This window comes from Burkholderia lata (genome assembly GCF_000012945.1).
In the GTDB taxonomy this organism is placed as follows: domain Bacteria; phylum Pseudomonadota; class Gammaproteobacteria; order Burkholderiales; family Burkholderiaceae; genus Burkholderia; species Burkholderia lata.
On record NC_007511.1, the window covers coordinates 653,957 to 679,491 of the forward strand.

Sequence of the window (25,535 nt, forward strand, 5' to 3'; positions counted from 1 at the left end):
AGTACGGTTATCAGCGGTTCTCTAGAATATGACGAGCGAGGCGACAGGTTTCATTCCTGTGTTATTCAACGCCTTCTTGAAGTCCAGGAGCGCACTCCACGCCTTGAAGTACCTCGTGTAATCGTCGACCGTCATCAGTTTGGCATGAAGTTGTCCGGGGGAGAGTTGGGCGCCACCACTGTCGAGCCAATGGTTGGCGAGGAGTTTTCGTTCTCGTGCCTCCCTTCCGTTGGTGAATTGAAGGAATGTGTGTTTGCGGTTTTGGAGAGTGATCGCGTATGCGTAGCGCTTTCTCCTTTTCGATACTCCAGCTTGATTTTGAGAACGATCGGTTCTAATATCGGCATCCATGAGCCCGACCTCGACATCTTCCGGCGCCCGCGACAGGGGGCGTCCACGCGAATTCGACACTGACGAAGTGATCGACGCGGCTGCACGCGTGTTCTGGGAGCAGGGATATCACGCAACGTCGATCGACGCGCTGTGCGAGGCAACCGGCGTTTTCCGCGGCAGCCTGTACCGCACGTTCGGTGACAAGCACGGGCTGCTGGTCGCTGCGTTCGACCGCTATGCGGAAGGCGCGATCGCCCGGCTCAAGGAGCGGCTCGCGGCGGATTTGCCGCCGCGGCAGGCCCTCCGGGAGGCACTCCTGTACTACACGGAAATCGGTGTGCGGCTGTCGGAGCGGCGCGGCTGCTTCATCACGAATTCGGCCGTCGAACTCCTGCCTGGCGACGACACACTGCGCCCATACATCGAATCGACGCTGCTGCGCATCGGCACGCAATTCAGCCTGGTCATTGCACGCGGCCAGCAGTCGGGCGATTTCGACCGCAATCTCGATCCGGAAGAGGTGGGCCGGTTCCTGCTGTGCCTGATCCAGGGCATGCGGGTGCTGGGCAAGTCGAGTGCGTCGGAGGCGGAGCTGGCATCGATCGTCGATATCGCGATGCGGGCGCTGACCTGATTTTTTTTGGTCATTTTGAGAATGATCGGTTTCAAATGTGGGGTATTGCAGGATGCCTGCATCGAGATCGTGAAGGACACGTCGGAACCATAGGGAAGTGGTGATACGACACTGCCGCTGCGCGCAGCCGCACCGGCATCATTTTTCAATTAATTTGGGAATGATCAGTCATGAATAACGCAACACTCGCAATGCCCGGCGCGAACGCGTACGGGAAAGGCGTCGCGGCATGTGTGGCCGCGACGATCCTGATGGGCGTGATGTTTCCGGTGATGACCGATGCGTTGCGGACCATCGATCCCTTCACGTTCACGTCGCTGCGCTATCTGATCGCCGGCGCGGGCTTCATCGCACTGCTGCGGATCGTCGAAGGGCCCGGTGCGTTCAGTTCCGCCGGCGAGCCGGTGGCGCTTGCTTGGCTGCTCGGGTCGATCGGTTTTTGTGGATTCGGATCGTTCGTGTTCCTGGGCCAGCAACTGGCCGGCGACGAAGGCGCGCTGACCGCGTCGATCATGATGGCGACGCAACCGATGATGGGGCTCCTGCTCAACGCACTGGTGCGGCGCGTCGCGCCCGCACCGGTGTCGGTGCTGTTCGTCGTGCTGTCCTTTACCGGCGTGGCTCTCGTGATCACGCGCGGCGACCTGATCGGCGCACTGCACGAGCCGCAGCACTATGCGGCCAATGCGCTGATCATCGTCGGTGCGTTGTGCTGGGTCGTCTATACGTTCGGCGCGGCGCGTTTCACCCGCTGGTCCGCATTGAAATACACGACCTTCACGACCTGGCTCGGGCTGACCACGATCGTCGCGGTCAACCTGGTGCTGATCGTCACGCACCGGATCGCGGCGCCGTCACTGGCCGCCGTGCACGCGGTGCTGCCGCATCTCGTGTACATGGGGCCGGTGGCCGGCTTCGGCGCGATCCTGCTGTGGATGACGGGCAACCGGATGCTCGGGCCGATGAACGGCACGCTGTTCATGGACATCGTGCCGATCACCGCCTTCATCGTCTCCGCGTTCACGGGGCTGGTGCCCAATCATGCGCAGATCGCAGGCGCCGCCTTGACGGGCACAGCGCTGATCCTGAACAACCTGTACCTGCGGCGCAGGGCGCGCCGAATCGACACGGCGCCCGCGCGCGTGCCGTCGGCTTCCGCGTGATGGGCGGTCGGGCCGCCCGCCGCACGCTTACGAAAACACCACCGTCCGATCGCCGTTCAGGAACACACGCCGCTCGATGAATGCCTTCACGGCGCGCGCGAGCGTGAGCGATTCGACATCACGCCCCACCGCGAGCAGCTGCTCGGGGCGCAGCGCATGATCGACGCGCTCGACGACCTGCTCGATGATCGGGCCTTCGTCGAGATCGTCGGTGACGAAGTGCGCGGTCGCACCGATCAGCTTCACGCCGCGCGCATGGGCCTGGTGATACGGCTTCGCGCCCTTGAAGCCGGGCAGGAACGAATGATGGATGTTGATCGCGCGGTTCGCGAGCTTCGCGCTCGTCTCCTGCGACAGCACCTGCATGTAGCGCGCGAGGATCACGAGCTCGGCACCGCTCGATTCGAAGAAGTCGAGCCACTGCGCTTCCTGCTGTGCCTTCGTATCGGCCGTGATCGGGAAGTGACGGAACGGCAGCCCGTGCTGCGCGGCGAGCGGCTCGAAGTCGGGATGGTTCGACACGATGCCGACGATGTCCATCTTCAGCTCGCCCATCCGCCAGCGGAACAGCAGGTCCGCGAGGCAGTGCTCGAGCTTCGACACCATGATCAGCACCTTCGGCCGTGCGTTCACGTCGTGGATGGCCCACTGCATGTCACCCTGCTCGCCGCCGAGGCTGGCCGCGATCGGCGCGAATTCGTGGCGCAGTGCATCGATCTGCAGCGTTTCATCCGTCGGATGAAAGACGCAGCGCACGAAGAAGCGATTGCTGAGATCGTCGTCGAACACGTTCAGCGCATCGACATAGCAGCGATGGCGATCGAGAAAGCCGACGACGGCGGCGACCTGGCCGGCCGCGCTCGGGCACGACAGTGTCAGGACGAATTGATCGGGGCGGTGCTCGGCGGTCATGAGACTCCTCGGATGGCATGGGCGCACGGCCGTGCGGCGGCGCACGAAAGCGCCGCGCCGCGCGGGTAGCGGGAGGCTCAAGTAAATCAGGACGATTTTGGGGCGGATAGAACCAACGCGCCGTGTGGCTGGTATCGGTGCGCCAGCGCGCGGGGGCGGGCAGGGCCCGTCACGCGCTCGCGCAGGCGTCGAGCAGCCAGCGCCGGAACACGTGGGTCGCGTCCGGCTCGGGCCGCTGCGGCGGCCGCACCAGGAAGTAGCCGCGCGACGTGACGACCGGCGCGTCGACGAGCTTCACGAGCTGCCCGGACGCGACGAGTTCGTCGACGAGCGGCGACCAGCCGAGCGCGACGCCTTCGCCGAGCAGCGCCGCATGGATCACGAGCGCGTAGCTGTTGAAGGTCACGCCGCGCGCGGCGGCCGCCGTATCGAGGCCATGCGCGTCGAACCAGCCGGACCACGACAGCCAGCGCTCGGGGCGCGTCGGCTGCACGTGCAGCAGCGGCATGGCGAGCAGGTGCTCAGCCCGCGCGACGTGCGGATGAGCGTCGCGGAACGCGGGCGAGCACACGGGCGTGACCGATTCCGGAAAGAGCCGTGCGGCGGTGCACGATGGCCAGTGGCCGTCGCCGAACAGGATTGCGATGTCGCCGTGGTCGCGCTGCGCGTCGTAATCCTGTGACGTGACGACGCGCACGTCGACGTCCGGCATCACGCGCTTCAGCCCGGCCAGGCGCGGCATCAGCCAGTAGGTCGCGAAGCCGAAGTCGGTGACGATCGTGAGCGCGCCGTGCTCGCGGCGCGCACGCAGCGTCGCGGTTGCGCCGCGCAGCGTGTCGAGGCTCAGCCGCACGGCTTCGTACAGGCACTGGCCATCGGCCGTCAGCGTGACGCCGCGCGGGCTGCGCTCGAACAGCGGCACGCCCAGTTCGGCCTCGAGCTGGAACACCTGCTGGCTCACGGCCGGCTGGGTGGAGCCGAGCTCGCGCGCGGCGGCCGTGAAGCTCGCGAGCCGGGCGGCCGATTCGAACGCGCGCAGCGCCTGCATCGACGGTAACGGTTCGGATTTCGACATAAGCCTCTCTAATGGCCCCATAAGGGCCGGACGCCTACCCGCGCGAATTCGGGCGGGCGATAGTGCTTCGGACGGTGCGATACCTGCGCTTCTCGGCCCGCTTCAAAGCCTTCGTCACGGCCGCTGCGCAACGTATTCCGCGATTCTAGCCAGCGCAGCCCGCCCGCGCGGCACTTTCGTCGAGCCGCTTCCGTCATGCCGGACGTCTCGCCGCGCAAGCGGCGCGCCGTTCCATTCGAACACCGTTTTCCCCACGACAGCCGATGACGAACCCGACACCCAACATCCTGATCCTGATGGCCGACCAGCTCACGCCGTTCGCGCTGCCGGCCTATGGCAATCGCGTCGCGCGCACGCCGACGCTGGACCGTCTCGCCGCGCAAGGCGTCGTATTCGACGCCGCATACTGCGCGAGCCCGCTGTGCGCGCCGTCGCGTTTCTCGCTGCTGACCGGCAAGCTGCCGTCGGGGATCGGCGCCTACGATAACGCCGCCGAATTGCCGGCGCAAACATTGACGTTCGCACACTACCTGCGCGCGGGCGGCTACCGGACGATGCTGTCCGGCAAGATGCATTTCTGCGGGCCCGACCAGTTGCACGGCTTCGAGGAGCGGCTGACGACCGACATCTATCCGGCCGATTTCGGCTGGGTGCCCGACTGGGACAGCCCGACCGAGCGGCCGAGCTGGTATCACAACATGAGTTCGGTGCTGGAGGCCGGCCCGTGCGTGCGCACGAACCAGCTCGACTTCGACGACGAAGTCACGTTTGCCGCGAAGCAGAAGCTGTACGACGTCGCGCGCGAGCGTGCGGCCGGGCACGATGCGCGGCCGTTCTGCATGGTCGTGTCGCTGACTCATCCGCACGACCCGTATGCGATCACGCGCGAATACTGGGATCAATACAGCGACGACGAGATCGACATGCCGGCCGTGCACCTCGATGCGGCGGAAAGCGACCCGCATTCGCAGCGGCTGCGCTTCGTCTGCGAAAACGACCGCACGCCGCCCACCGACGCGCAGATTCGCGCCGCGCGCCGTGCCTACTACGGTGCGACGTCCTACGTCGACGCGCAGTTCGGCAGCGTGCTGGGCGCGCTCGAACAGTGCGGATTCGCCGACGATACGATCGTGATCGTCACGTCCGACCACGGCGACATGCTCGGGGAGCGCGGGCTCTGGTACAAGATGACGTTCTTCGAAGGCGGCTGCCGCGTGCCGCTGATCGTGCATGCGCCGGGCCGCTTCGATGCCGCGCGTGTGCGCGGGCCTGTGTCGCACGTCGACCTGCTGCCGACGCTCGTCGATCTCGCCGGCGCCGCACCGGCCGGCGGCTGGCCTGACCCGGTCGATGGCGCGAGTCTCGTGCCGCACCTGCACGGCACGCCGGCGCACGACGTCGCGCTCGGCGAATACCTTGCGGAAGGCGCAGTTGCACCGGTCGTGATGATCCGCCGCGGCGACTGGAAGTACGTCCATTGCCCGGCCGATCCCGACCAGCTCTACAACCTCTCCGACGACCCGCGCGAGCTCACGAACCTCGCCGACACGCCGGAAGCGGCCGACGTGCTCGCTACGTTCCGCGCGCAAGCCGCGCAGCGCTGGAACCTGCCCGAGCTGGACCGGCAGGTGCGCGCGAGCCAGCGGCGCCGGCGCTTCCATTACGCGGCGACGACGCAGGGCCGCATCCAGGCGTGGGACTGGCAGCCGTTCACCGACGCGAGCCAGCGCTACATGCGCAATCACATCGAACTCGACACGCTCGAGGCGATGGCGCGTTTTCCGCGCGTCGGGCGCTGAGCGTCCCGCATCGCGATCAATGACGAACGATGGAGGAAGCGGACGATGGAACGGCAATGCAATGCAGCAATCCGGATCGGCGCGGCGCTTGCCGCGGCCGCGTGCCTGATGACGACGCAGGCCGCGCACGCGGCCGACCCGCAGACGTGCGGCGACGTGAAGATGGCGGCGCCCGGCTGGACCGACATCGATGCGACGAACGCGATGGCGGGCGTCGTGCTGAAGGCGCTCGGCTACCGGCAGGACGTGGCGAACCTGTCGGTGCCGATCACGTACCAGGGGCTCAAGAAAGGGCAGGTCGACGTATTCCTCGGCAACTGGATGCCCGCACAGGCGCCGCTCGTGAAGCCGTTCGTCGACGAGAAATCGATCGACGTGCTGCACGCGAACCTGAGCGGTGCGAAATTCACGCTCGCGGTGCCCGATTACGTGGCGGCTGCCGGCGTGCATACGTTCGCCGATCTCGCGCGCTATGCGGACCGCTTCGGCGGCAAGATCTACGGGATCGAGCCCGGCGCGCCCGCGAACCAGAACATCAAGCGGCTGCTGTCCGACCATGCGCTCGGCCCGGCGAACTGGTCGCTGGTCGAATCGAGCGAGACGGGCATGCTCACGCAGGTCGAGCGTGCGGTACGCGACAAGCGCTGGATCGTCTTTCTGGCGTGGGAGCCGCATCTGATGAACACGAAGTTCCACCTGACCTACCTGTCGGGCGGCGATGCGTATTTCGGCCCGAACTACGGCGGCGCGACGGTCAACACGGTCACGCGCACCGGGTTCGCCGGCCAGTGCGCGAACCTTGCGCGGCTGTTCCGGCAGATGACGTTCTCCGTCGACGTCGAGAACCGGATGATCGCCGACATGCTCGACCACAAGACGTCACCCGCGCTCGCGGCGCAGCATGCGCTGAAGGCCGACCCGGCGCTGGTCGCCGGCTGGCTGGACGGCGTGACGACGGCAGCCGGCGCACCGGGCCTGCCGGCCGTGCGCGCCGCCCTCGACAGTCACTGATTCCCTCCCTCGCGGCGGCCGGTTTTGACCGTGCCGCCGTCTACGTGTTTTCCCGACCGGTCGCATCGTGACCATTTGGTGTCGCCTTCAGACGGGTGACCCGAAATATGGGTTTGTATTTTTCGCCAATGGCTGCGTTATTGCGGAAAACGAAATGCCGAAGCCAGCGGGCGTACTGAATTCGAATCCACTGGCGCATCGCGGTACGCGTCGGGACGAGGTTCTTTCCATCGAACGGTTCAGGGAGGGTGGTCGATAATGAAGCATACGAAAGTTGCCGTAGCCGCCGCGCTTGCATGCGCGGCCTGTGTACCTGCCATCGGGCATGCGCAGAGCAGTGTGACGCTGTACGGGATTCTCGACGCGGGCATCACGTACGTGAACAACACGGGCGGCTCGCACGTGGTCAAGTTCGACGACGGCGTCGCGTACGGGAACCGTTTCGGCCTCAAGGGCACGGAAGATCTCGGTGGCGGCCTGAAGGCCGTGTTCACCCTGGAGAGCGGCTTCCGCCTCGGCACCGGGCAGCTCGGCTTCGGCGGCTCGGAGTTCGGCCGCCAGGCGTATGTCGGCCTGCAGAACGACTGGGGCACGCTGTCGTTCGGCAACCAGCTCGACATCACGAACGAACTCGTGTCGATCTACAACATCTCCGCGTGGGGCAGCGGCTATGCGATCCATCAGGGCGACTTCGACCGCTTCAACGGCGACCGCCTGCCGAATTCGGTGAAGTTCCTGTCGAACGACCTGAGCGGCTTCAAGTTCGGCGCGATGTACTCGTTCGGCAACGTCGCGGGCAACTTCCATCGCAACAGCGCATGGAGCGCGGGCGCGAGCTTCACGAAGGGCGACTTCTCGATCGGCGCCGCGTACACGCGCCTGAACAACCCGAACGGCATCTATGCATTCGACCCGTACGCGATGATCGGCACGCACACGTTCCTTGGCCAGCAGACCGTCACCGTCGATCCGGCGACCGGCGCACGCACCGACCTGTTTGCGAACACGCCGATGGACGTCGACAGCCAGGGCACGTTCGGCATCGGCACGAGCTACACGATCGGCAAGCTGACGCTCGACGGCAACTTCTCGTACACGACGATCAAGGGCTTCGGCCAGTCGTCGCACATGCAGGTCTACGAAGGCGGCGGCTCGTACCAGTTCACGCCGGCGTTGAGCCTGATCGCCGGCTACCAGCACACGCGCTTCGAAGGCCACCACTGGAACCAGGGCACGGCGGGCCTGCATTACATGCTGTCGAAGCGCACGGACGTGTACCTCTCCGGCGATTACCTGCGTGCGTCGCAAGGCGTCGATGCGGTGATCGGCTACAGCTTCACGCCGTCGACGACGCAGACGCAGGCCGACGTGCGGATCGGGATGCGGCATTCGTTCTGAGCAGTGTTGTGTGGGGTAGTGACGTCTTCAGCGAGCGGTCTCTCTTTGGCGCGAACCACGGTTCGCGCTTTTTTTTGACGGGTGTGAGCGGGCATGCGGTCCGTCCGGTTCAATGCCGGTCGCCCGGCTGCCACCCCGGGATCGTCACCGGGAATGGTTGCTCGACGGTATTGACCATTGCCGTCTATAGGCGCTAGCATCGTCCGCATGCTGAATCTCGCCATTTCCCCCTCCTCGTTGATCCGCGCATGTTGTCAGAACATGCCTGGGGGAAGTTGCGTCTAGCGAACTCGCTAAACATTCAAGCAATCGCCTTCCGGCCGCCTGTGATGCAAAACAGGCGGCCTTTTTGTTTTTGGGCCGACACTTTCGGGACGGAGAAACTCGATGCCGCTTGCGCTGTATGACACCTGGTCGCGTACCGTACGCCCCTTCACGCCAATCCGGGCCGGGCAGGTCGGCATGTATGGCTGCGGCCCCACGGTCTACGACGACGCCCACATCGGCAACCTGAGGACCTACGTGTTCGAGGATCTCCTGCGCCGCGTACTGGAGCGCAACGGCTACGCGGTCCGGCACGTCGTCAACATCACCGACGTCGGCCACCTGACGTCGGATGCGGACGAAGGCGAAGACAAGATGGAGAAGGGTAGCCGTCGGACCGGCGAATCGGCATGGGCCATCGCCCGGCGCTACACCGAGGCGTTCGTCCGGGACTGGCACGCGCTCAACTTGCTCGAGCCGACGATCTGGTGCCGCGCCACCGATCACATCGCCGAGCAGATCGCGTTCATCGAGACGCTCGACCGGGCCGGCTACGTCTATCGGACGGACGACGGCCTCTACTTCGACACCAGTCGGCAGGACGACTACGGTTACCTCGCACGGCTGGACCGCGCGGGGTTGCAGGCAGGCAAGCGGGTGGCGCTGGGCGGGAAGCGGAGCATCACGGATTTTGCGCTGTGGAAGTTCAGCCCGGCCGACGTCCAGCGGCAAATGGAATGGGACAGCCCGTGGGGTCGCGGCTTTCCGGGCTGGCATATCGAATGCTCGGCGATGTCGGCGAAGTATCTCGGGACGCTGTTCGATATCCATTGCGGCGGCGAGGATCATATCGCCGTGCATCACAGCAACGAGATCGCGCAGACGCGGGCGGCCCACGGCACGCAGCTCGCGAATTACTGGATGCACGGGCACTTCCTGACGCTCGACGTCCACACGAAGATGTCGAAGTCGAGCGGCGACTTCGTCCGTCTGCAGACCTTGCAGCGCCGCGGTGTCGATCCGCTCGCGTACCGCTACCTGTGCCTGACGGCCCATTACCGCAGCAAGCTGCATTTCACGTGGGAGTCGCTCGATGCGGCGCAAACCGCGCTGAATCGGCTTCGGCACCTCTATATCGGCTGGCCGGACGGCGGGCGCGTCGATGCGGATTTCGCCGCGCGATTCGATGCCGAAGTGAACGAGGACCTGAATCTGCCGAGGGCGCTTGCGGTGCTGTGGGATCTGGTCAGGAGCAATCTGCCGCCCGCCACCCTGAAAGCGACCGTGGACAGCTTCGACATGGTGCTGGGACTCGGTTTGCGCGAATGGCGGCCGGTTGCGGTCGACGTTCCGGAGCACGTCCGTGCGTTGCTCGGTGAGCGAGCGCGTGCGAGGGCGGAGAAGGACTGGGCGCAAGCGGACCGGATCCGGGAAGCGTTGAGCGCCGAAGGCTGGAGAGTCGAGGACACGCCGGAAGGTCAACGTCTGTTCGGCATGGCAATGGGCGCAAGCGAGCCTGACGTCCCGCCGCAGTGAAGCTCGCGGGCCGCGTGCATCGGAGGATAGAGGGGCGCGAGCGACCAACCGGCGGCCGCGATCAACGCGGCCGCCGGAATCGTCAGCACCGACGCCCACGGCCCGCTTTCCGCGGTTGGCATATCATCGCGCTTTGGCCGCGCCTGCACCGTTGTCGCGCGCACGCATCGGCGTGCGCAGTCGTTTCCCGAACGGTACCGGCGCCCAGCGCCGCCCGCCGAGACCTCGATGACCGACTCCGTGCCCGACCCCAGTCCCTTATCCCCGTTACCTGCCAACCTGTTTCGCCACGTCCCGTTCCAGCGTTTCTGGGGCACGCGCGTGATGTCTTCCCTGGCGTTCCAGATCCTGTCGGTCGCCATCGGCTGGTACGTGTACTCGCTCACGCACAGCGCGTTCGCCCTCGGTCTCGTCGGCCTCGCGCAGTTCGTGCCGATGTTCGCGCTGACGCTCGTCGTCGGGCAGGTGGCCGACCGCTACGACCGCCGGCGCATCGCGACGATCTGCCAGGGCGTCGAGGCGCTGGCCGCCGGCGTGTTCCTGCTCGGTGCCGCGCAAGGGTGGCTGGCCGCGCCGGCCGTGTATGCGCTCGCGGCGATCGTCGGCATGGCCCGTGCGTTCGAGTCGCCGTCGGTGTCGTCGCTGCTGCCGGCCGTCGTGCCGCGCACCGACCTGCCGCGTGCGACCGCCCTGTCGACGTCGGCGAACCAGGCCGCGCAGATTCTCGGGCCCGCCTTCGGCGGGCTGCTGTACGGCGTGGGCGCGCCCGCTGCGTTCGGAACGAGCGTCGTCGCATTCACGATCGCGGCAGCGCTGAGCGGCACGATTCCGTTGCGCAGCGCACCGCCCGCCCGTGAGCCGGTCACGCTGCGCTCGGTGTTTTCGGGCATCGCGTTCATCCGGCGCGAGCCGGCGATTCTCGGTGCGCTGTCGCTCGACCTGTTCGCGGTGCTGTTCGGCGGCGCGACCGCGCTGCTGCCGATCTATGCGCGCGACATCCTGCAGGTCGGCCCGTGGGGGCTCGGTGCGCTGCGTGCGGCGCCCGCGGTCGGCGCGCTCGCGGGCACGCTGTGGCTCACGCGCTTCCCGTTGAAGGGACGACCGGGCCGCGCGATGTTCGGCGGCGTGATCGCGTTCGGCATCGCGACGATCGTGTTCGGGTTGTCGCGGCACTTCGCGCTGTCGCTTGTCGCACTGGCAGCACTCGGAGTATCGGACGTGGTCAGCGTCGTCGTGCGGCTGTCGCTCGTGCAACTGCGCACGCCCGACGACATGCTCGGGCGCGTGAGCGCGGTCAATTCGCTGTTCATCGGTACGTCGAACCAGCTTGGTGAATTCGAATCGGGCGTGACGGCCGCATGGTGGGGGGCGCCGACCGCGATCGTCGTCGGCGGTATGGCGACGATTCTGGTCGCGCTCACGTGGATGCGGTTGTTTCCTCAACTCACGAACATGAAGTCGCTCGAGCGCGACGCGTGACGTGTGACGCGTCGTGCGCCACACGTCACGCGTCACGCGCCCAGTCGCGCCGAAGCAATCAGAAGATCCGGTGCCCGAGCCACCACCCGCCGGCCGCGAACAACGCAGCCGCGGGCAGCGTCAGCACCCACGCCCACACGATGTTGCCGGCCACACCCCAGCGCACCGCCGACAGCTTCTGCGTCGCGCCGACACCGACGATCGCGCCGGTGATCGTGTGCGTGGTCGACACCGGAATGCCGAGGAACGACGCGAGGAACAGCGTCATCGCACCGCCGGTTTCCGCACAGAACCCACCGACCGGCTTGAGTTTCGTGATCTTCTGGCCCATCGTGCGCACGATGCGCCAGCCGCCGAACAGCGTGCCGAGGCCCATCGACAGGTAGCACGCGCCGATTACCCACGCAGGCGGTGCATCGGCGGTCGCCGACGCATAGCCCGACGCGATCAGCAGCATCCAGATGATGCCGATCGTCTTCTGCGCGTCGTTGCCGCCGTGGCCGAGGCTGTACAGCCCGGCCGACAGCAGCTGCAGCCGGCGGAAGCGCCGGTCGACCTTGCTGGGCGCGGTACGGAAATACAGCCACGACACGCCGAGCATGAACAGCGAGCCGAGGATGAAGCCGAGCAGTGGCGAGATGAAGATGAACGCGATGGTCTTCAGCAGCCCGTCGATGTTCAGCGAGCTCCAGCCCGACTTGGCGAGCGCCGCGCCGACGAGGCCGCCAATCAGCGCATGCGACGAGCTCGACGGGATCCCGTAGTACCACGTGATCACGTTCCAGCCGATCGCACCGACCAGCGCACCGAACACGACGTAGTGGTCGACGATCTCGGGATCGATCGTGCCTTTACCGACGGTCTGCGCGACTTTCAGGTGAAAGATGAAATACGCGATGACGTTGAACGCCGCCGCGAACACGACGGCCTGCTGGGGCTTCAGCACCCCGGTGGACACGACGGTGGCGATCGAGTTCGCCGCGTCGTGAAAGCCGTTCATGAAGTCGAATACGAGCGCGACGAGCACCAGCGTCGCGACCATCCAGAGGGCGAGTTGTATCGAATGCATCTTGTTGATTCGCTCAGGCGTTTTCCAGCACGATGCCTTCGATGATGTTCGCGACATCCTCGAATTTGTCGGTGATGCGTTCGAGCAGGTCGTAGACACCCTTCAGCTTGATGAGCGTCTTCACGTCGATGTCGTCGCGAAAGAGTTTCGATATCGCGGATCGCAGCACGCGGTCGGCACGCGTTTCGAGCGCATCGATCTCTTCGCATGCCTTGAGGATCTGCGCCGACTCCTTCATGTCGGACAGCCGGTTGACTGCGATCTGTGCTTGCAGCGCGGCCTGCACGACGATGTCCGCGAGCTCGCTGGCCTCCTCGGTGACGGACTTCAGGTCGTAGACCACGACGGTGGTCGCGACGTCCTCCATCAGGTCGAGGATGTCGTCCATCGTCGTGACCAGCTTGTGGATCTCGTCGCGATCGAGCGGCGTGATGAACGTCTTGTGCAGCAAGTCGATCGCATCGTGCGCGAGTTTGTCGCCGGTTCGTTCGGTGGTCTGGACGTTGGCCATGGCCAGCTCGGCATCGTCGAGATTGTCGAGGAGCATCTGAACCTCGCATGCGGCCAGCACGATGTGCTGCGCATGCGTGTCGAAGAAGTCGAAAAAGCGGTTTTCGACGGGGAGGAAGCGTCCAAGCATGGATTCTCCGGGGAAAAGGTGGGCGGGATGGCGCGGGTCAGGCTGCGCACGGGCGGCACAGCGTGCTGTTACCGAATGCGACGTGCCGGTGTTCGGCGAGGGCCCGCAAGTCCAGCGGACGCGGGTTGACGATCGTGTGGGCGTGCCCGGCGGACAGGTTGGGGTTGACGAAGTACATCAGCGACTTGCGCCGTGCGCGCGTGCGCGGGCGTTCGACCGCGTGCTGCATCGCCGGCACTTCGCCGTCGGTGAGCGCTTCGAGTAATGAACCGGCCAGCACGATCATTTCGTCGGGCCGCGGCAGCGCGGAAACTGGCGATGAGTCGGGCAGCAGGACCAGGCCGGGTGCGGTCGGGCGGATGAACGACAGCAGGTGGCCGTCCTCGTGCGGATCCTGCAGGTACGCGCGGTCGTGACTGCCGTGTTGCTGCTCGTACGCGCAGAACTGCAGGTAGGAGCTGTGCCGGACCGGCGGCTGCGGCGTGCCGCCGAGGTTGTCGCATACCGCATCGAGCAGGTCCTGCGCGATGGCGTGGAGGCAGGCTTCGTAGGCGGCCATCTCGCGGTAGAACTCGGACTTCGCCAGCGCAAAGCCGTGATGCGTGTCGCGCCGTGCGACCCAGTAGCAGAACCGGTCGCACAGATCCGGCCGATCGGGCGTATGCGAGTATTCGAGCCCGAACGGCAGGAAGCCGTCGGTGTGATCGGGAAACGAGAACGCGAGCTTTTGCTTGCGCTCCAGCTGGTCATAGGCTGCCGTGAGCCGGTCGAAATGCACGAGCAGCGCATAGGGCATCTTGAAGTAGACGTAGCTGTCGCGGATCAGGCGGCTCGCATGGAGTTTCATACGGTTTTGCATGGTGTTCTCCCGGTACATCGGACATGGCGTGGTGCCGAAAGGCGGGCATTGCCGCGTTGCGGGCACATGAGAGGGCGGGGCGTGGTGTGCGCGATCGGGGCGGCGTCATCGCGAAGCACGTGACGAGGCCGCGGCGGCTCGACGTAAATGACGTGCGGGATGGCGACGCGGGAGCGCGTCCTTGCGGCTGTCGTGGGTGAACCGGTGTTGCCGGTTCGACTGAGCGGAGATAGCGAGTCGTGTCATGCGTGCTCCAGGCGCCGGACGGCACACGGCGGGAGCGTCATGACGTCAACGACGGACGTGCGCTTCCCGCCGCGTCGCGTCGGGTGCGATCGGCTGATAAGTGGCTGGGATTCGGGTGTTCGCCGGCATGGCGTGCGAACGCGTGCCGGCGCGGCTTAATCGGCTACTGTCGTCGTCCATTTCGAACTCCTGTCTATTTGCGCGGCACGTGCGTGTGCCTGGGCCGAACACGCGCGGGCATGCGGCCGGACACACGCACGCGACGCGGGTCACGTACGGACGCCGCCCGGGTGTCGAGCGGCCACTGAATTGTCGAGTACGGGAACTTCGGATCGACGGCACGCCGATCCTGAAAGACACCGCATCCTGCTATCCCGGGATGCGGCAGAAGACAAGGCTCTGCGAAGCTTCCTCAGGCGGCAGTCAGGTTGGTACAGGACCAACTACAACTCGCATCGGTAGGCACAGAAGCCTCCATGAATGAAAACGAGTGCGATGGTAAGAGGGAACCGCGCGGCGCGTCAATCGAAAACTTCATACGTGTTTCGCGCGGGTTCGGCGGCGGGTAGCCCGGGTGCGATCAGGTGCCGCCGGCGATGTGCAGGAACAATTTCGGGACAGCGGATGAAGCCTGGCCGGCAGGCCTGGTTGAACGGGTCAACGCGGTTTGCCGGCGTCGGGCATCATGCCGGTTCGACGATCACGGCCGTGCCGTAGCAAATGACTTCGGTCACACCCGAACCGATCTCGGTCGAGTCGTAGCGCATCGCGACGATCGCGTTCGCGCCGACCTTGCGTGCATCGGCGAGCATCTTCTCGAACGCATGCTCGCGCGCCTTCTCGCACAGCGACGTATAGAGCGTGATGTTGCCGCCGAAGATCGTCTGCAGCGCTGCGCCGAACGAGCCGACGATCGAGCGCGAGCGCACGATGATGCCTTGGGCGACGCCCAGCGAGCGGACGGTCGTATGGCCGGGCAGGTCGAACGCCGTCGTAACGCGAGCGGGCGACAGATCGTCGAGGGAGCGGGTGGTATCGATCATGGCAGGCGTGGATAGCGGAGTGGTCGAGTCACGATTCTATCCGGACGCGCGCGCGAAGCCGGCAGCGAGACTTGTGCAATTTCGCGATGTCGCCGGGTGCCCGACAGGGAGGCGGCATTCTTTAACGAATGTGTCAGCGACCGCCGGTAGCAGAACTTTCCGCGGCGATGAGCCCGCACCGCTACCGGATCCAGGGCGCGCTCGTTCGACCGGAGTCGCCGGGAAGGAAGCACTTGCCGTCGCTTCCTTCCCGACCGCACACCGTCAGGGCTTCACGGTCGTGCCGCCGTTGCCACCGAGATCGACCGCATAGGCGAGCGCCAGCTTGCCGAACTTCAACGCATGATTCGCCTGCCGATCCGAATTCTCCAGCGTGTCGTTCACGGTATGGATATACGGACTGTCGTTCTGGTCGGCCTCGAACGGGAACGACGCCGGATACCCTTGCGCATTCCACGACGCGTGATCCGAGCACGCATACCCGCACTGCGACGTGCCGATCGCGAGTTCCGGCAGGTAGGTCTTCGCCAGATTCGTCAGGTAGGTGTTCTGCGTCGCGTTCGTGTAGTCGGTGATCAGGTAGATATCCTTCGGATCGCCCTTGTAGTTCGTCATGTCGAGCTGCAGCACGCCGACCACGTTCGCATTCTGCGTGCGGAACTGCTTCGCGATCGCTTTCGAGCCGAGCAGCCCGGCTTCCTCGGCTGCGTACCCGACGAACTTGATCGTCCGCTTCGGCTTGTAGTTGTTCGCCAGCAGCACGCGCAGCGCTTCGGTGAGGCTGGCGATGCCCGATGCGTCGTCGTCCGCGCCGGGCGAGCGCGTGTTCTCCGTCGTACGGCCGACCGTCGAATCGAGGTGGCCACCGAGCACGATGGTGCCCGCGGCCGGATCGCTGCCGCGAATCGTCAGGATCACGGATTTCTGCGGAAAGCCCGTATGCGCGAACTGCTCGACGGTGACGTCGGCGCGCGAACCCGCCAGCTGCTTCCACTGCAAGGCGAGCCAGTCCGACGCGGCGACGCCGTGCGACGTCGTGTAGTAGCGGTTCGTGAAGCCGGACAGCGACGTGATCGTGCCGACGATGTTGCTGGCCTGCAGCTGCTGGATCCACGTGCCGATCTGCGGCGCGTTCGATACCTTGTACACGGAGGCCGTGGCCTGCTTCGCGAGCGTCGGCGGCAACGGCTGCAGCGCCTGGCGCGCGTCGTCGAACGAATCGTGCACGACATAGCCGGGCCCGTGGCCGCGCGTATGGTGGACGGCGTGGGCGAGCTCGCCGAGCCGCGAATCGTCGATTTCGACGACGTGGACGGTTTCGCGGCGCGCGGCGCCGTCGGCCGTTTTGCCGGCGTCGAGGGTCGTGCTGTATTGCGCGGTGGCGCTGGCGTCGATGCGTTGCAACTGGCGGAACGCCGAGTCGCCGAGCGTGATCCATACCGGCGTCGCGTGCGCGGCGGCGGTCAGCAGCATGCCGCCGAGCGCGGCGCTCAGGCGGGTCGGTTTCAGAGTAGGCATGTTCGATCTCGTGAGGATGGCGATGTCGAGGAAGAGGGCGTGCCGCAGGTCGTGCGATGCGCCCCCGCCTGCTGCGGAATTACGACTTCTTCGGTACGGTCACGCCGTACGTGCAACTCTGGTTGTATGCATTGCCGATCGCGGTGAGCTGCGCGTTGCTGTAGCCGAGCGCGGACGCAGCCGTCAGCACGGCCTGCGCGGCGGCCTTCTGGTTGGTCGAGCTGTTGGTCATCGACAAGCCTTTCAGGAACGCCTTGTCCATCGCCTGCGCACCGATCGCGTCGCGCGCGACGAGGTTGCACGACGCCCAGTACTGGCCGGCCGTATGGATCTCCGCGCCGCGTGCCTGCGCGTAGGTGCGCCCGACGTTCCAGTTGGTCACGCGGCCGCCCCAGAACTCGTTGTGGCCGTCCCAGTTGTAGACCCAGTGGTATTGCGCGTCCGACGGGCTCCACTGGTTGAAGTCGCGGCTGTACGCGGCGGCGAGATAGTCGCCGGTGCCTTCCGACAAGCCTTCCTGCTGCGACAGGCCGCCGTTCGTCACCCAGTCGTGGATGCCGTGGCCGAGCTCGTGGATCACGACGTCCGCATCCTCGGCATCATCGACGCCGCCTTGCCCGAAGGTCAGCCGGCCGCTGCTCGACGAGTACGACGAGTTGTCGTCGCCCGATTCGCCGTGCGGGTCGTACTGCACGCCACCGGTGTACTGGTACGGCAACGCCTTGATGCCGAGCGTCTGGTTCACGTAACGCAGGAACGTGTCGATGTGGTAGTACGCATTCACGGCCTCGAAATACAGGTTGCCGCGCGTGAATTCGAACGTGGGCGTCGACTGCACGGGGCACGCCTTGTCGAGCGGCGCATCGAAATCGACGCACGCCGCGTACGGACCCGACAGCGAATAACGCCCGCCCGACTGCGCGAGATCCTTCAACGTCACGCGTACGCGCGCAGCGGTGAGCTGCGACGAATCGCCGTCGTTGTTGTCCTTGTAGCCCGTGCTGCCGTAGCTGCTCTTGGTCGACGACAGCGGATCGGGCCGGAATACGAATCCCGTGCCGTCGGTCGCGTAGAACGCCTTGTCCTCGGCGCGCAGTACCTCGCCGCTGCCGGAGTCGATCAGCAGTTCCCAGTCGCCTTTCGGGCCGTCGTTCGGGCGGCCGCGCACCTTCCATGCGGTATGCGTGCCGGTCTTGTCGACGAACGCGACGAGCTGCGCATCCAGGTTCGTGAAGCCGCTCACGCCGAGATACGCACGGGCGCGGTCGAGCGCCTGCTGCTGGTCGACGGCCTGCGACTTGCGCGACGTCGCAACCACGCCGTTGATCGTGTTGCTCGCGACGTACAGGATGCGGCCGTCCTTCGCGACCGTCACCGCGATATCGCTGCCGTACACGGGCAATCCGGCTGCCTGCTGCTGCAGGCGCACGACGGTGAAATCGGCATCACTGCGCTCCGACGTGACGACGAGGCTTGCGAGCGCGGTCGCGTCAAGTCCGAGCTGCGTGGCCTGCGACGCGACAAAGTCGCGCGCGGTGGCGGCGGGTGTCGTGGCGGTTTTCTTCGCGCGGTACGCGGGGTTGTACAACGTGACGGCGACGCCGTCCGGGCGGAACTGCCCGGCGGCAGTATCGGCCTTGGCGGCCGCCGGTGCGACGCCGCGCGTCAGGCTTTCGCGCAGGCTCGTTGCTTGCGGATTCGAGACTTTCGTATCGGCCGCGGTGCCGCCGACGATGCCGAAACCGAGCGCGAGACCCAGGGCGAGCGGCAGTGCTTTGCGTGATGTCTGCATACGTGATCCTCATCTCAACGGTTGGACACGCCCGCGCGTTCGTGGCGCGCAGGCACGACACGGCCCGCGCGCCGGCTCGATCAAGCCGGTGCGGCGAAGCGGTGTTGGGGGTGTCGACTGACTAAGGAACCCTAAATGTCAGGTCGAAAAGAAACAGGCAGGCGAAGCGGGGGAGAAGCAGAACGAGAAGCGGGCGAAGAAGCGAACGGCAGGCAGGTGCGGCGACGGCGAAGCGAGCATCGTCATGTCATACCCCTCGGATCGAATCGATATCGGTTGGCAGCCGGTGCGGCGCGATGCATGTCGAGATGCAGCGCGCATGTCGTTAGGCTGCCTATCTAACTTTTTTTGGTATGTTACAGAATATTTTCAACGACATTCCAATTTATTTTCGACGACCGCTTCAGTCCGTCGATCAATCGCCGGCATTGTTCAGCGAGCGGCGGGAAACGCCGCCGGAACGCGCAATACCGCGCTGGATTGTGCTTAAAGCCCGCGACGATCAGCGCGTCGCGCGCCGGTCGTTGCGCGGGCTCAAACCGAATCGCGTGCGGTACGTGCGCGAGAAATGCGACGGCGATTCGAACCCGCACGCGACGCAAACCGACGTGATGCTCATGTCGGTCTGCTGCAGCAGTTCACGCGCGCGATCGAGGCGCAGGTTCAGGTAGAAATGCGTCGGCGTATCGTTCAGCGTCGCGCTGAACAGCCGTTCGAGCTGGCGGCGCGTAATCGACACTTCCTGCGCGAGCGCATCGGAGCCGAGCGGGGTTTCCATGTGCCGCTGCATCGTGCCGATCACCTGGATCAGCTTGCGGTTGTGCACGCCGTAGCGCGCGGCGATCTCGAGCCGCTGGCTGTCGGAGCGCTGGCGGATCCGGCTGACGACGAACTGCTCGGAGATCGCCGCCGCGAGATCGGCGCCGTGCCGCCGCCCGATCAGGTCGAGCATCATGTCGATCGATGCGGTGCCGCCCGCACACGTGATGCGCCGGTCGTCGATCTCGAACAACTCCTGCGTCGCGTTCAGGCCGGGGTAGCGTTCGCGGAACGCGGCCAGCGCCTCCCAGTGCAGCGTGAGCGGTTGCGATGCGTCGAACAGCCCGGCTTCCGCGAGCACGAAGCTGCCCGTGTCGATGCCGCCCAGCGTTGCACCATGACGGTGCTGGCGGCGCAGCCAGTCGCCGATCGCGCGCGTGTAGCACACGAGCGGATCGAAGCCCGCGACGACGAACACTGTATCGACCTGGTCGACCTCCGCGCACGCGGCTTCGGCGGCGACCGGAATGCCGTTGCTCGCGGCGACGGGGGCGCCGTCGGCGCTGATCACATGCCAGCGATAGAGCTCGGTGCGAAAGCGGTTCGCGACGCGCAGCGGTTCGACCGCGGACATGAAGCCGAGCGCGGAGAAGCCGGGCAGCAGCAGGAAGTGGAAATCCTCGGGCATCGGGGCAGGGGATGGAATCCGGTGGTCGTCACGCATTGCGCGGGGCGGCGAGCGGACGGGCAGGTGCCGCGCCGGCTCGCGCGCGCCGAACGGTCAGCGGGAGATTATCGCGGGTTTTGCGCGGGTTCAGCGCGTTTTTGCGCCGCGCACCGACCGGCGCGCGGTGGTCGACGGCAACTCGCCGAACTGCGCCTTGTATGCGTTTGCGAAATGCCCAAGGTGGATGAAACCCCAGCGCGCGGCCACGTCGCTGATCGGCAGGTCGGCCTGCCGCGTATCGAGCAGCATCCGCCGCACTTGCGACAGGCGCAGCGAACGCACGTAATGCAACGGGCTGGTCTGCACGACCGACTGGAAGCTGTTCTGCATCGTGCGCCGGCTTACGCGCAATTGTGTGCACAGGCTCAGCACGTCGACCGGTGCTTCGGGATGGTCGATCACATAGTCGTGCACGCGGCGCACGATGTCGGCGCGGCAGGCGTGCGTGAGACGGTTCGACGGCTGGGGAATCCGGTACGTGAGGAGATCGACGAGCACGTTGCCGATCTCGCCGCGCAGTTCGCGTTGCGCGCGTGCATCGTGGTACGTGGCGGGTGCCGACAGCACACGCTCGAGTTGCGTGGCGACCTGCACGCTCGCGCGCATCAGCACGGCGGTGGGCATGTCGATGACGCCGCGCCGCAATGTGGCTTCGTCGAGGTGGACATCGGCTGCATCCTCGACCTGCTGCATCAGTTCGCGATCGGCGACGACGCCGATCAGCGACATGTCGTCGGGCGAATGCAGCTCGAACGGCGCACCGCCGCGCGCCATCACCATCGTGCCGCGTTCGATGCGCGCACCGCCGAATGCGAATGCACCGGAGCCGGTGAGCGGCATGCCGAACACCGTATGGTCGTGCGGCAACCTTCCGCGCTGGATGATGCGCACGTTGGCGGCTTCCTGGAACAGCTGCATGCCGTCCAGCACCGCATGCTTGACCGCACTGCGATAGGCGCCGGAGCCGATCTGGTCATAGCGCTGGTTCCAGCCGCGCAGCGCCTCGGCATGCCGGTCCGCGTTGTCGAACCTCTCGTGAAACACGAACACAGCGCCTCCAGGTGCGTCGATCGGGACCGCGCAAGATTAAACCGACCGCGTGGTCGGCGCAATAAGGGGGAGCGCTATTCCGTGCGCATTTGTCAGAGGGTCGGAAGCGTCCAGCCGGCGTGGCTTTCAGGCGGTTTTCCAATATCCCGAATCGGCACGCACGCGGTGCCGGTCCGGGTGCTGACCGGATTTATTGTCGAACTACAGTCGCCCCACATAACGTGATTCCCCAACTGGAGGCGACATGAGGACAAGGCGACGAACCGCGGTGCTCGCGGCGACGCTGGCGTTCGCGGCGGCATGGGTCGGCAGCGCGAACGCGACGGAAAAGCCGGAGGAACTGGTCGTGCAGAAGATGCCGCCGTGGCATCCGCACGAGGTCTATATCGTCGACATCTCGATGCCGTCGATGACCGACGGACGCATCTACGTGTACGACGCCGATGCGAAGAAGCTGCTCGGCCAGATCGACGGCGGCTTCGGCCCCGGCTTCGCGATTTCGCCCGACCACAAGACGAGCTTCGTCGCGACGACCTACTTCTCTCGCGGCTCGCACGGCACCCGCACCGATGTCGTCGAGATGACCGACAACACGACGCTCGATCATGCGGGCGAGATCGTGATTCCGGCGAAGCACGCGCAGCATGTGCCGTCGCCGTACAACACCGCGTTCAGCGCGGACGGCAAGCGGCTGTACGTCGCGAACATCACGCCGGCCGCATCGCTGACGGTGATCGACGCGGTGTCGAAGAAAGTGCTGTCGGAGATCGACACGGCAGCCTGCGTGCTTGCATATCCGTCGGGCAACGACCGCTTCACCGCGCTGTGCGAAAGCGGCAAGGCGCTGACCGTCACGCTCGATGCGAACGGCAAGGAGACGAAGCGCGCGATGTCGGATGCGTTCATCGACGTCGACAAGGATCCGGCATTCGTGAACGCGTCGCGCTACAAGGGCGACTATCTGTTCACAACGTATGGCGGCAACGTGCGCAGTGCGGATTTCAGCGGCGACAAGCCCGCATTCGGCAAGCCGTGGTCGCTGCTGACGGATACCGAGCGTGCCGAAGGCTGGCGCCCGGGCGGCATGCAGCAGACGGCCGTGCAGGCCAGGCAGAACCGCTATTACGTGCTGATGCACAAGGGTGGCGACGGCTCGCACAAGGATCCCGGCACGCAGGTGTGGGTGTACGACCTGAAGTCGAAGCAGCGTGTCGCGCGCTGGGATCTCGCGCAGCAGAAGGTCGATCCGCTCGTGTCGATCCAGGTCAGCGAGGACGACAAGCCGCTGTTCTACGGGCTGACGGCGACGTCCGACCTCGTCGTGATGGATGCGCGCACCGGCAAGCTGCAGAACATCGAGAAGCAGATCGGCAATACGTCGTCGCTGCTCGTCAACCCGTGAGGCCGCGATGACGCTCGATCCCGTACTTGCCACCAGCGCACAGGCCGGCGCTGCCGTCGTCGTGCTGCTCGGCGCCTTCGCGAAGATGCGCCGGCCCGCCGCGTTCAGCCAGGCGCTTGCCGGCTACCGGCTGCTGCCCGATGCGCTGACCGCGCCCGTCGCGTTCGCGATTCCGCTCGCGGAAGTCGTCGGTGCCGCGGCGCTGCTGTTTCCCGATACGCGCACGGCCGGCGCGATCGGCCTGATCGCGTTGCTGCTGGCCTTCGCCGCCGCGATTGCGATCAACCTCCTGCGCGGTCATACCGACATCGACTGCGGCTGTTCCGGCTTCACGGCGGCGCGCACGGACGCACCGCGCGGCATCGGCTGGCTGCACGTCGGGCGCGCGCTGCTGCTCGCCGCGCTGGCCGCGACCGCGCTCGTCGATCCGGGCGCACGCGCGGTCGTGTGGTTCGACTACCTGACGCTGTTCTTCTCCGTGCTGCTGATCGTCTGCGCGCTGCTCACCGTCGACGTGCTGCTCGCCAACGTACCGCGCCTTTCCCATTTGAGGAATTCATGATGCAAACCGCTCTCACCGTTTCCACCGCCCTGCTGTGGGTGGCCGTCCTCGCGCTTGGCGCGATCTGCCTCGCGCTCGTGCGTCAGATCGGCATCCTGTACGAACGCATCATGCCGGCCGGCGCATTGATGATCGACAAGGGCCCGGCGGTCGGCGCGATCGCGCCGACGTTCGAACTGACCGACATTCGCGGCTCGCAGGTGAAGGTCGGCGGTATCGATGCGTCGGGCAAGGCGACGCTGCTGTTCTTCCTGTCGCCCACTTGCCCCGTCTGCAAGAAGCTGTTGCCGCTGCTGCCGTCGTTGCAGGCGAGCGAAGCGACGCCGGTGAACATCGTGCTCGCGAGCGACGGCGAGGTCGACGAACACACGCGCTTCGCGCGCAAGCACGACCTCGGACGCTTCCCGTACGTGCTGTCGCAGGAGCTCGGCCTCGCGTACCAGATCGGCAAGCTGCCGTATGCGGTGTTGCTCGACGAAACCGGCACGGTGCGGGCGAAGGGGCTCGTCAACACGCGCGAGCATCTCGAGAGCCTGTTCGAAGCGAAGGAGCGCGGCGTCGCATCGCTGCAGCAGTTCGTGCATGGCGATCATAGCCATGACCACGACGCACACGCGCAGCACGCATGACCGGCCGACCCTCTTTCAACGTCAAGGGAGAACAACGAAATGGGCCTGTTTGATTCATGGTTCGAGCGGTCGGCGCGCGGCGTCGCGCAGCACAGTTCGCGGCGCAGCGCGATGGCGAAGCTCGGCAAGGTGCTGGTGGGATCGGCGATGCTGCCGCTGCTGCCTGTCGATCGTACCGCGTATGCGGCCGATGCGGCATCGGGCGCGTCGGCGGCGTCCGGCGGCGCCGCATCGGGGGCAAGCGACGATCCGATGAGCTGCGACTACTGGAAATATTGCGCGATCGACGGCTGGCTGTGCAGTTGCTGCGGCGGCACGTCGAGCAGTTGCCCGCCGGGCACGACGCCGTCACCCATTACGTGGATCGGCACGTGCCGCAACCCGCACGACGGTTCGGACTACATCGTGTCGTACAACGATTGCTGCGGCAAGACGTCGTGCGGCAAGTGCTTCTGCAATCGCAACGAGCGCGAGAAGCCGCTGTACAAGCTGTCGCTGAACAACGACATCAACTGGTGCATGGCCAACGGTAATTCGAACTATCACTGTTCGGTTTCGGTTCTGCTGGGAGCGGCAAAGCAATGAAAGGGAAGCAAGCAGGAAAGATCGCCGTCGCATGCATGACGGCCGTGTCGGCCTTTGCGTTGGCGGGCCCCGCCGGCGCGCAGGAAACCGTGCATTACCCGGCCGGCAAGAGCCTGTTCGACGCGCAGTGCGCGGTGTGCCACCAGGCGGGCGGCAAGGGGCAGGACGGCCTCGCGCCGCCGTTGACCGAGTATCCGGGCAAGTACGCGACGGCCGAGCCGGGGCGTGCGCAACTGGTCGCGACGCTGCTGCACGGGATGTTCGGCGAGATCAAGGTGCGCGACAAGAACTACAACTTCAAGATGCCGTCGTTTGCGAGCGCGAGCGATGACGATATCGCGCACGTGCTCAACTACGTCGTGTTCGATCTCAACGCGCAGCACGGCGACGCGAAGCCGTTCACGGCGGTCGATATCCGCGCGGCGCGTGCGAAGGCGATGGACGGCACGGCCGTTCATGCGCAACGCGAAGTCGTCATCAAGGGGCTTGGCCTGTGAAGCTCGCGTGCGCGCCTCGTGTTGGCGACGCCGCATCGCTCACGCGGTGCGCGGAGTCGTCGTGGCTCGGCGGCGTGTCGCGTCGCCTGTCGTCACTGCTGATGCTGGCCGGGGCGGTCGTCGGTTTGGCCGCGGCACCCGTGCATGCCGAAGGTGCCGCCGACGCGGCGCTCGCACGGCAGCACTGGGTGCTCAACTGCATGGGCTGCCACACGGCGACGGGCGGCGGTATCCCCGGCAAGGTACCGCCGCTCGCCAACTCGCTCGGCTATTTCACGCATCTGCCGGCCGGGCGCGAGTACGTGATGCGCGTGCCCGGCGCATCGAACTCGGCGCTGTCGGACCAGGATCTGGCCGACGTGCTCAACTGGGTGCTCACGACCATGAACCGCGACGCGCTGCCGCGCGACTTCAAGCCGTATACGGCCGCCGAAGTCGCCGCGCACCGTCGCCCTGCCTTTTCCGACGTCGCGACCGTGCGCGCCGGCCTCGTTCGCGCGTTGCAGGCACGCGGGATCGACGGTGTCACGGATCGCTACTGACCGACCCATTC

Annotated in this window: 24 protein-coding genes; 13 read left to right on the forward strand and 11 right to left on the reverse strand. The window is 65.9% G+C overall.

Features of this window, described 5'->3' with window-relative positions; genetic code table 11:
• Positions 1–21: 21 nt before the first annotated feature.
• A complete protein-coding gene (locus tag BCEP18194_RS41330) occupies positions 22–351 on the reverse strand; it encodes a hypothetical protein (protein WP_157687236.1) in 330 nt (109 codons plus the stop codon).
• Between BCEP18194_RS41330 and BCEP18194_RS25710 the strand changes: the two genes are divergently transcribed.
• Both BCEP18194_RS25710 and BCEP18194_RS25715 read left to right on the forward strand, forming a co-directional pair.
• Positions 350–967: a TetR/AcrR family transcriptional regulator gene (locus tag BCEP18194_RS25710; RefSeq protein WP_011354191.1), complete on the forward strand. Its 618-nt coding sequence runs from the start codon at positions 350–352 to the stop codon at positions 965–967. The genes BCEP18194_RS41330 and BCEP18194_RS25710 overlap by 2 nt on opposite strands.
• Positions 968–1,137: 170 nt before the next feature.
• Positions 1,138–2,130 (forward strand): DMT family transporter, encoded by a 993-nt coding sequence (locus tag BCEP18194_RS25715; RefSeq protein ID WP_011354192.1) that lies wholly within the window; start codon positions 1,138–1,140, stop codon positions 2,128–2,130.
• A gap of 27 nt (positions 2,131–2,157) precedes the next feature.
• Here BCEP18194_RS25715 and purU read toward each other — a convergent pair whose 3' ends face one another.
• Both purU and BCEP18194_RS25725 read right to left on the reverse strand, forming a co-directional pair.
• The gene (gene purU / locus BCEP18194_RS25720) at positions 2,158–3,042 is read right to left on the reverse strand and encodes a formyltetrahydrofolate deformylase (RefSeq protein WP_011354193.1); all 885 of its coding nucleotides are present in this window, start codon (positions 3,040–3,042) and stop codon (positions 2,158–2,160) included.
• Positions 3,043–3,211: 169 nt separating this feature from the next.
• A complete protein-coding gene (locus BCEP18194_RS25725) occupies positions 3,212–4,117 on the reverse strand; it encodes a choline sulfate utilization transcriptional regulator (protein ID WP_041493195.1) in 906 nt (301 codons plus the stop codon).
• Positions 4,118–4,380: 263 nt separating this feature from the next.
• Here BCEP18194_RS25725 and betC point away from each other — a divergent pair, with 263 nt between their 5' ends.
• From betC to BCEP18194_RS25750, 5 genes are all read left to right on the forward strand, one after another.
• Positions 4,381–5,916 carry a choline-sulfatase gene (betC, locus tag BCEP18194_RS25730; protein WP_011354195.1) on the forward strand — a complete coding sequence of 512 codons (1,536 nt, stop codon included), beginning with the start codon at positions 4,381–4,383 and terminating at the stop codon, positions 5,914–5,916.
• Between the two features lie 45 nt (positions 5,917–5,961).
• Complete coding sequence (choX, locus tag BCEP18194_RS25735) at positions 5,962–6,927, forward strand: choline ABC transporter substrate-binding protein (protein ID WP_011354196.1); 966 nt, start codon at positions 5,962–5,964, stop codon at positions 6,925–6,927.
• Positions 6,928–7,185: 258 nt separating this feature from the next.
• Positions 7,186–8,325 (forward strand): porin, encoded by a 1,140-nt coding sequence (locus tag BCEP18194_RS25740; RefSeq protein ID WP_011354197.1) that lies wholly within the window; start codon positions 7,186–7,188, stop codon positions 8,323–8,325.
• Between the two features lie 387 nt (positions 8,326–8,712).
• Positions 8,713–10,125, forward strand: a complete 1,413-nt coding sequence (gene cysS, locus BCEP18194_RS25745) for a cysteine--tRNA ligase (protein WP_011354198.1) — start codon at positions 8,713–8,715, stop codon at positions 10,123–10,125.
• 228 nt (positions 10,126–10,353) lie between these two features.
• Positions 10,354–11,604 carry an MFS transporter gene (locus BCEP18194_RS25750; protein WP_011354199.1) on the forward strand — a complete coding sequence of 417 codons (1,251 nt, stop codon included), beginning with the start codon at positions 10,354–10,356 and terminating at the stop codon, positions 11,602–11,604.
• A 58-nt stretch (positions 11,605–11,662) separates the two neighbouring features.
• On the opposite strand, the gene BCEP18194_RS25755 is transcribed toward BCEP18194_RS25750, so the two are convergent.
• The 8 genes from BCEP18194_RS25755 to BCEP18194_RS25790 form a co-directional block, all read right to left on the reverse strand.
• A complete protein-coding gene (locus tag BCEP18194_RS25755) occupies positions 11,663–12,673 on the reverse strand; it encodes an inorganic phosphate transporter (RefSeq protein WP_011354200.1) in 1,011 nt (336 codons plus the stop codon).
• A 13-nt stretch (positions 12,674–12,686) separates the two neighbouring features.
• Positions 12,687–13,313, reverse strand: a complete 627-nt coding sequence (locus BCEP18194_RS25760; RefSeq protein ID WP_011354201.1) for a DUF47 domain-containing protein — start codon at positions 13,311–13,313, stop codon at positions 12,687–12,689.
• Between the two features lie 37 nt (positions 13,314–13,350).
• Entirely contained in the window at positions 13,351–14,172 is an 822-nt protein-coding gene (locus tag BCEP18194_RS25765) for a 2OG-Fe(II) oxygenase family protein (RefSeq protein ID WP_011354202.1), read from the reverse strand.
• Between the two features lie 929 nt (positions 14,173–15,101).
• On the reverse strand, positions 15,102–15,461 hold the full coding sequence (locus tag BCEP18194_RS25770) for a YbjQ family protein (protein ID WP_011354203.1): 360 nt from the start codon (positions 15,459–15,461) through the stop codon (positions 15,102–15,104).
• A gap of 264 nt (positions 15,462–15,725) precedes the next feature.
• Positions 15,726–16,979 carry a M20/M25/M40 family metallo-hydrolase gene (locus tag BCEP18194_RS25775; protein WP_011354204.1) on the reverse strand — a complete coding sequence of 418 codons (1,254 nt, stop codon included), beginning with the start codon at positions 16,977–16,979 and terminating at the stop codon, positions 15,726–15,728.
• A 79-nt stretch (positions 16,980–17,058) separates the two neighbouring features.
• Positions 17,059–18,771: a M36 family metallopeptidase gene (locus BCEP18194_RS25780; RefSeq protein ID WP_011354205.1), complete on the reverse strand. Its 1,713-nt coding sequence runs from the start codon at positions 18,769–18,771 to the stop codon at positions 17,059–17,061.
• 502 nt (positions 18,772–19,273) lie between these two features.
• Complete coding sequence (locus BCEP18194_RS25785; RefSeq protein WP_041493196.1) at positions 19,274–20,218, reverse strand: GlxA family transcriptional regulator; 945 nt, start codon at positions 20,216–20,218, stop codon at positions 19,274–19,276.
• Positions 20,219–20,344: 126 nt separating this feature from the next.
• Positions 20,345–21,307, reverse strand: a complete 963-nt coding sequence (locus BCEP18194_RS25790) for a helix-turn-helix domain-containing protein (protein ID WP_011354208.1) — start codon at positions 21,305–21,307, stop codon at positions 20,345–20,347.
• A gap of 244 nt (positions 21,308–21,551) precedes the next feature.
• Between BCEP18194_RS25790 and BCEP18194_RS25795 the strand changes: the two genes are divergently transcribed.
• The 6 genes from BCEP18194_RS25795 (at position 21,552) to BCEP18194_RS25820 (ending at position 25,524) form a co-directional block, all read left to right on the forward strand.
• Positions 21,552–22,709 carry an amine dehydrogenase large subunit gene (locus tag BCEP18194_RS25795; protein WP_011354209.1) on the forward strand — a complete coding sequence of 386 codons (1,158 nt, stop codon included), beginning with the start codon at positions 21,552–21,554 and terminating at the stop codon, positions 22,707–22,709.
• A gap of 7 nt (positions 22,710–22,716) precedes the next feature.
• The gene (locus tag BCEP18194_RS25800; protein WP_011354210.1) at positions 22,717–23,271 is read left to right on the forward strand and encodes a MauE/DoxX family redox-associated membrane protein; all 555 of its coding nucleotides are present in this window, start codon (positions 22,717–22,719) and stop codon (positions 23,269–23,271) included.
• Positions 23,268–23,900 carry a methylamine dehydrogenase accessory protein MauD gene (gene mauD / locus BCEP18194_RS25805; protein WP_011354211.1) on the forward strand — a complete coding sequence of 211 codons (633 nt, stop codon included), beginning with the start codon at positions 23,268–23,270 and terminating at the stop codon, positions 23,898–23,900. Before BCEP18194_RS25800 ends, mauD begins: the two co-directional genes overlap by 4 nt.
• A gap of 39 nt (positions 23,901–23,939) precedes the next feature.
• Entirely contained in the window at positions 23,940–24,485 is a 546-nt protein-coding gene (locus BCEP18194_RS25810) for a methylamine dehydrogenase light chain (RefSeq protein ID WP_011354212.1), read from the forward strand.
• Positions 24,482–24,982, forward strand: coding sequence for a c-type cytochrome (locus tag BCEP18194_RS25815; RefSeq protein ID WP_011354213.1), 501 nt, complete (start codon positions 24,482–24,484; stop codon positions 24,980–24,982). The genes BCEP18194_RS25810 and BCEP18194_RS25815 overlap by 4 nt, the downstream gene beginning before the upstream one ends.
• A gap of 101 nt (positions 24,983–25,083) precedes the next feature.
• Positions 25,084–25,524 (forward strand): c-type cytochrome, encoded by a 441-nt coding sequence (locus BCEP18194_RS25820; protein ID WP_244273117.1) that lies wholly within the window; start codon positions 25,084–25,086, stop codon positions 25,522–25,524.
• The last annotated feature ends 11 nt before the right edge of the window (positions 25,525–25,535 follow it).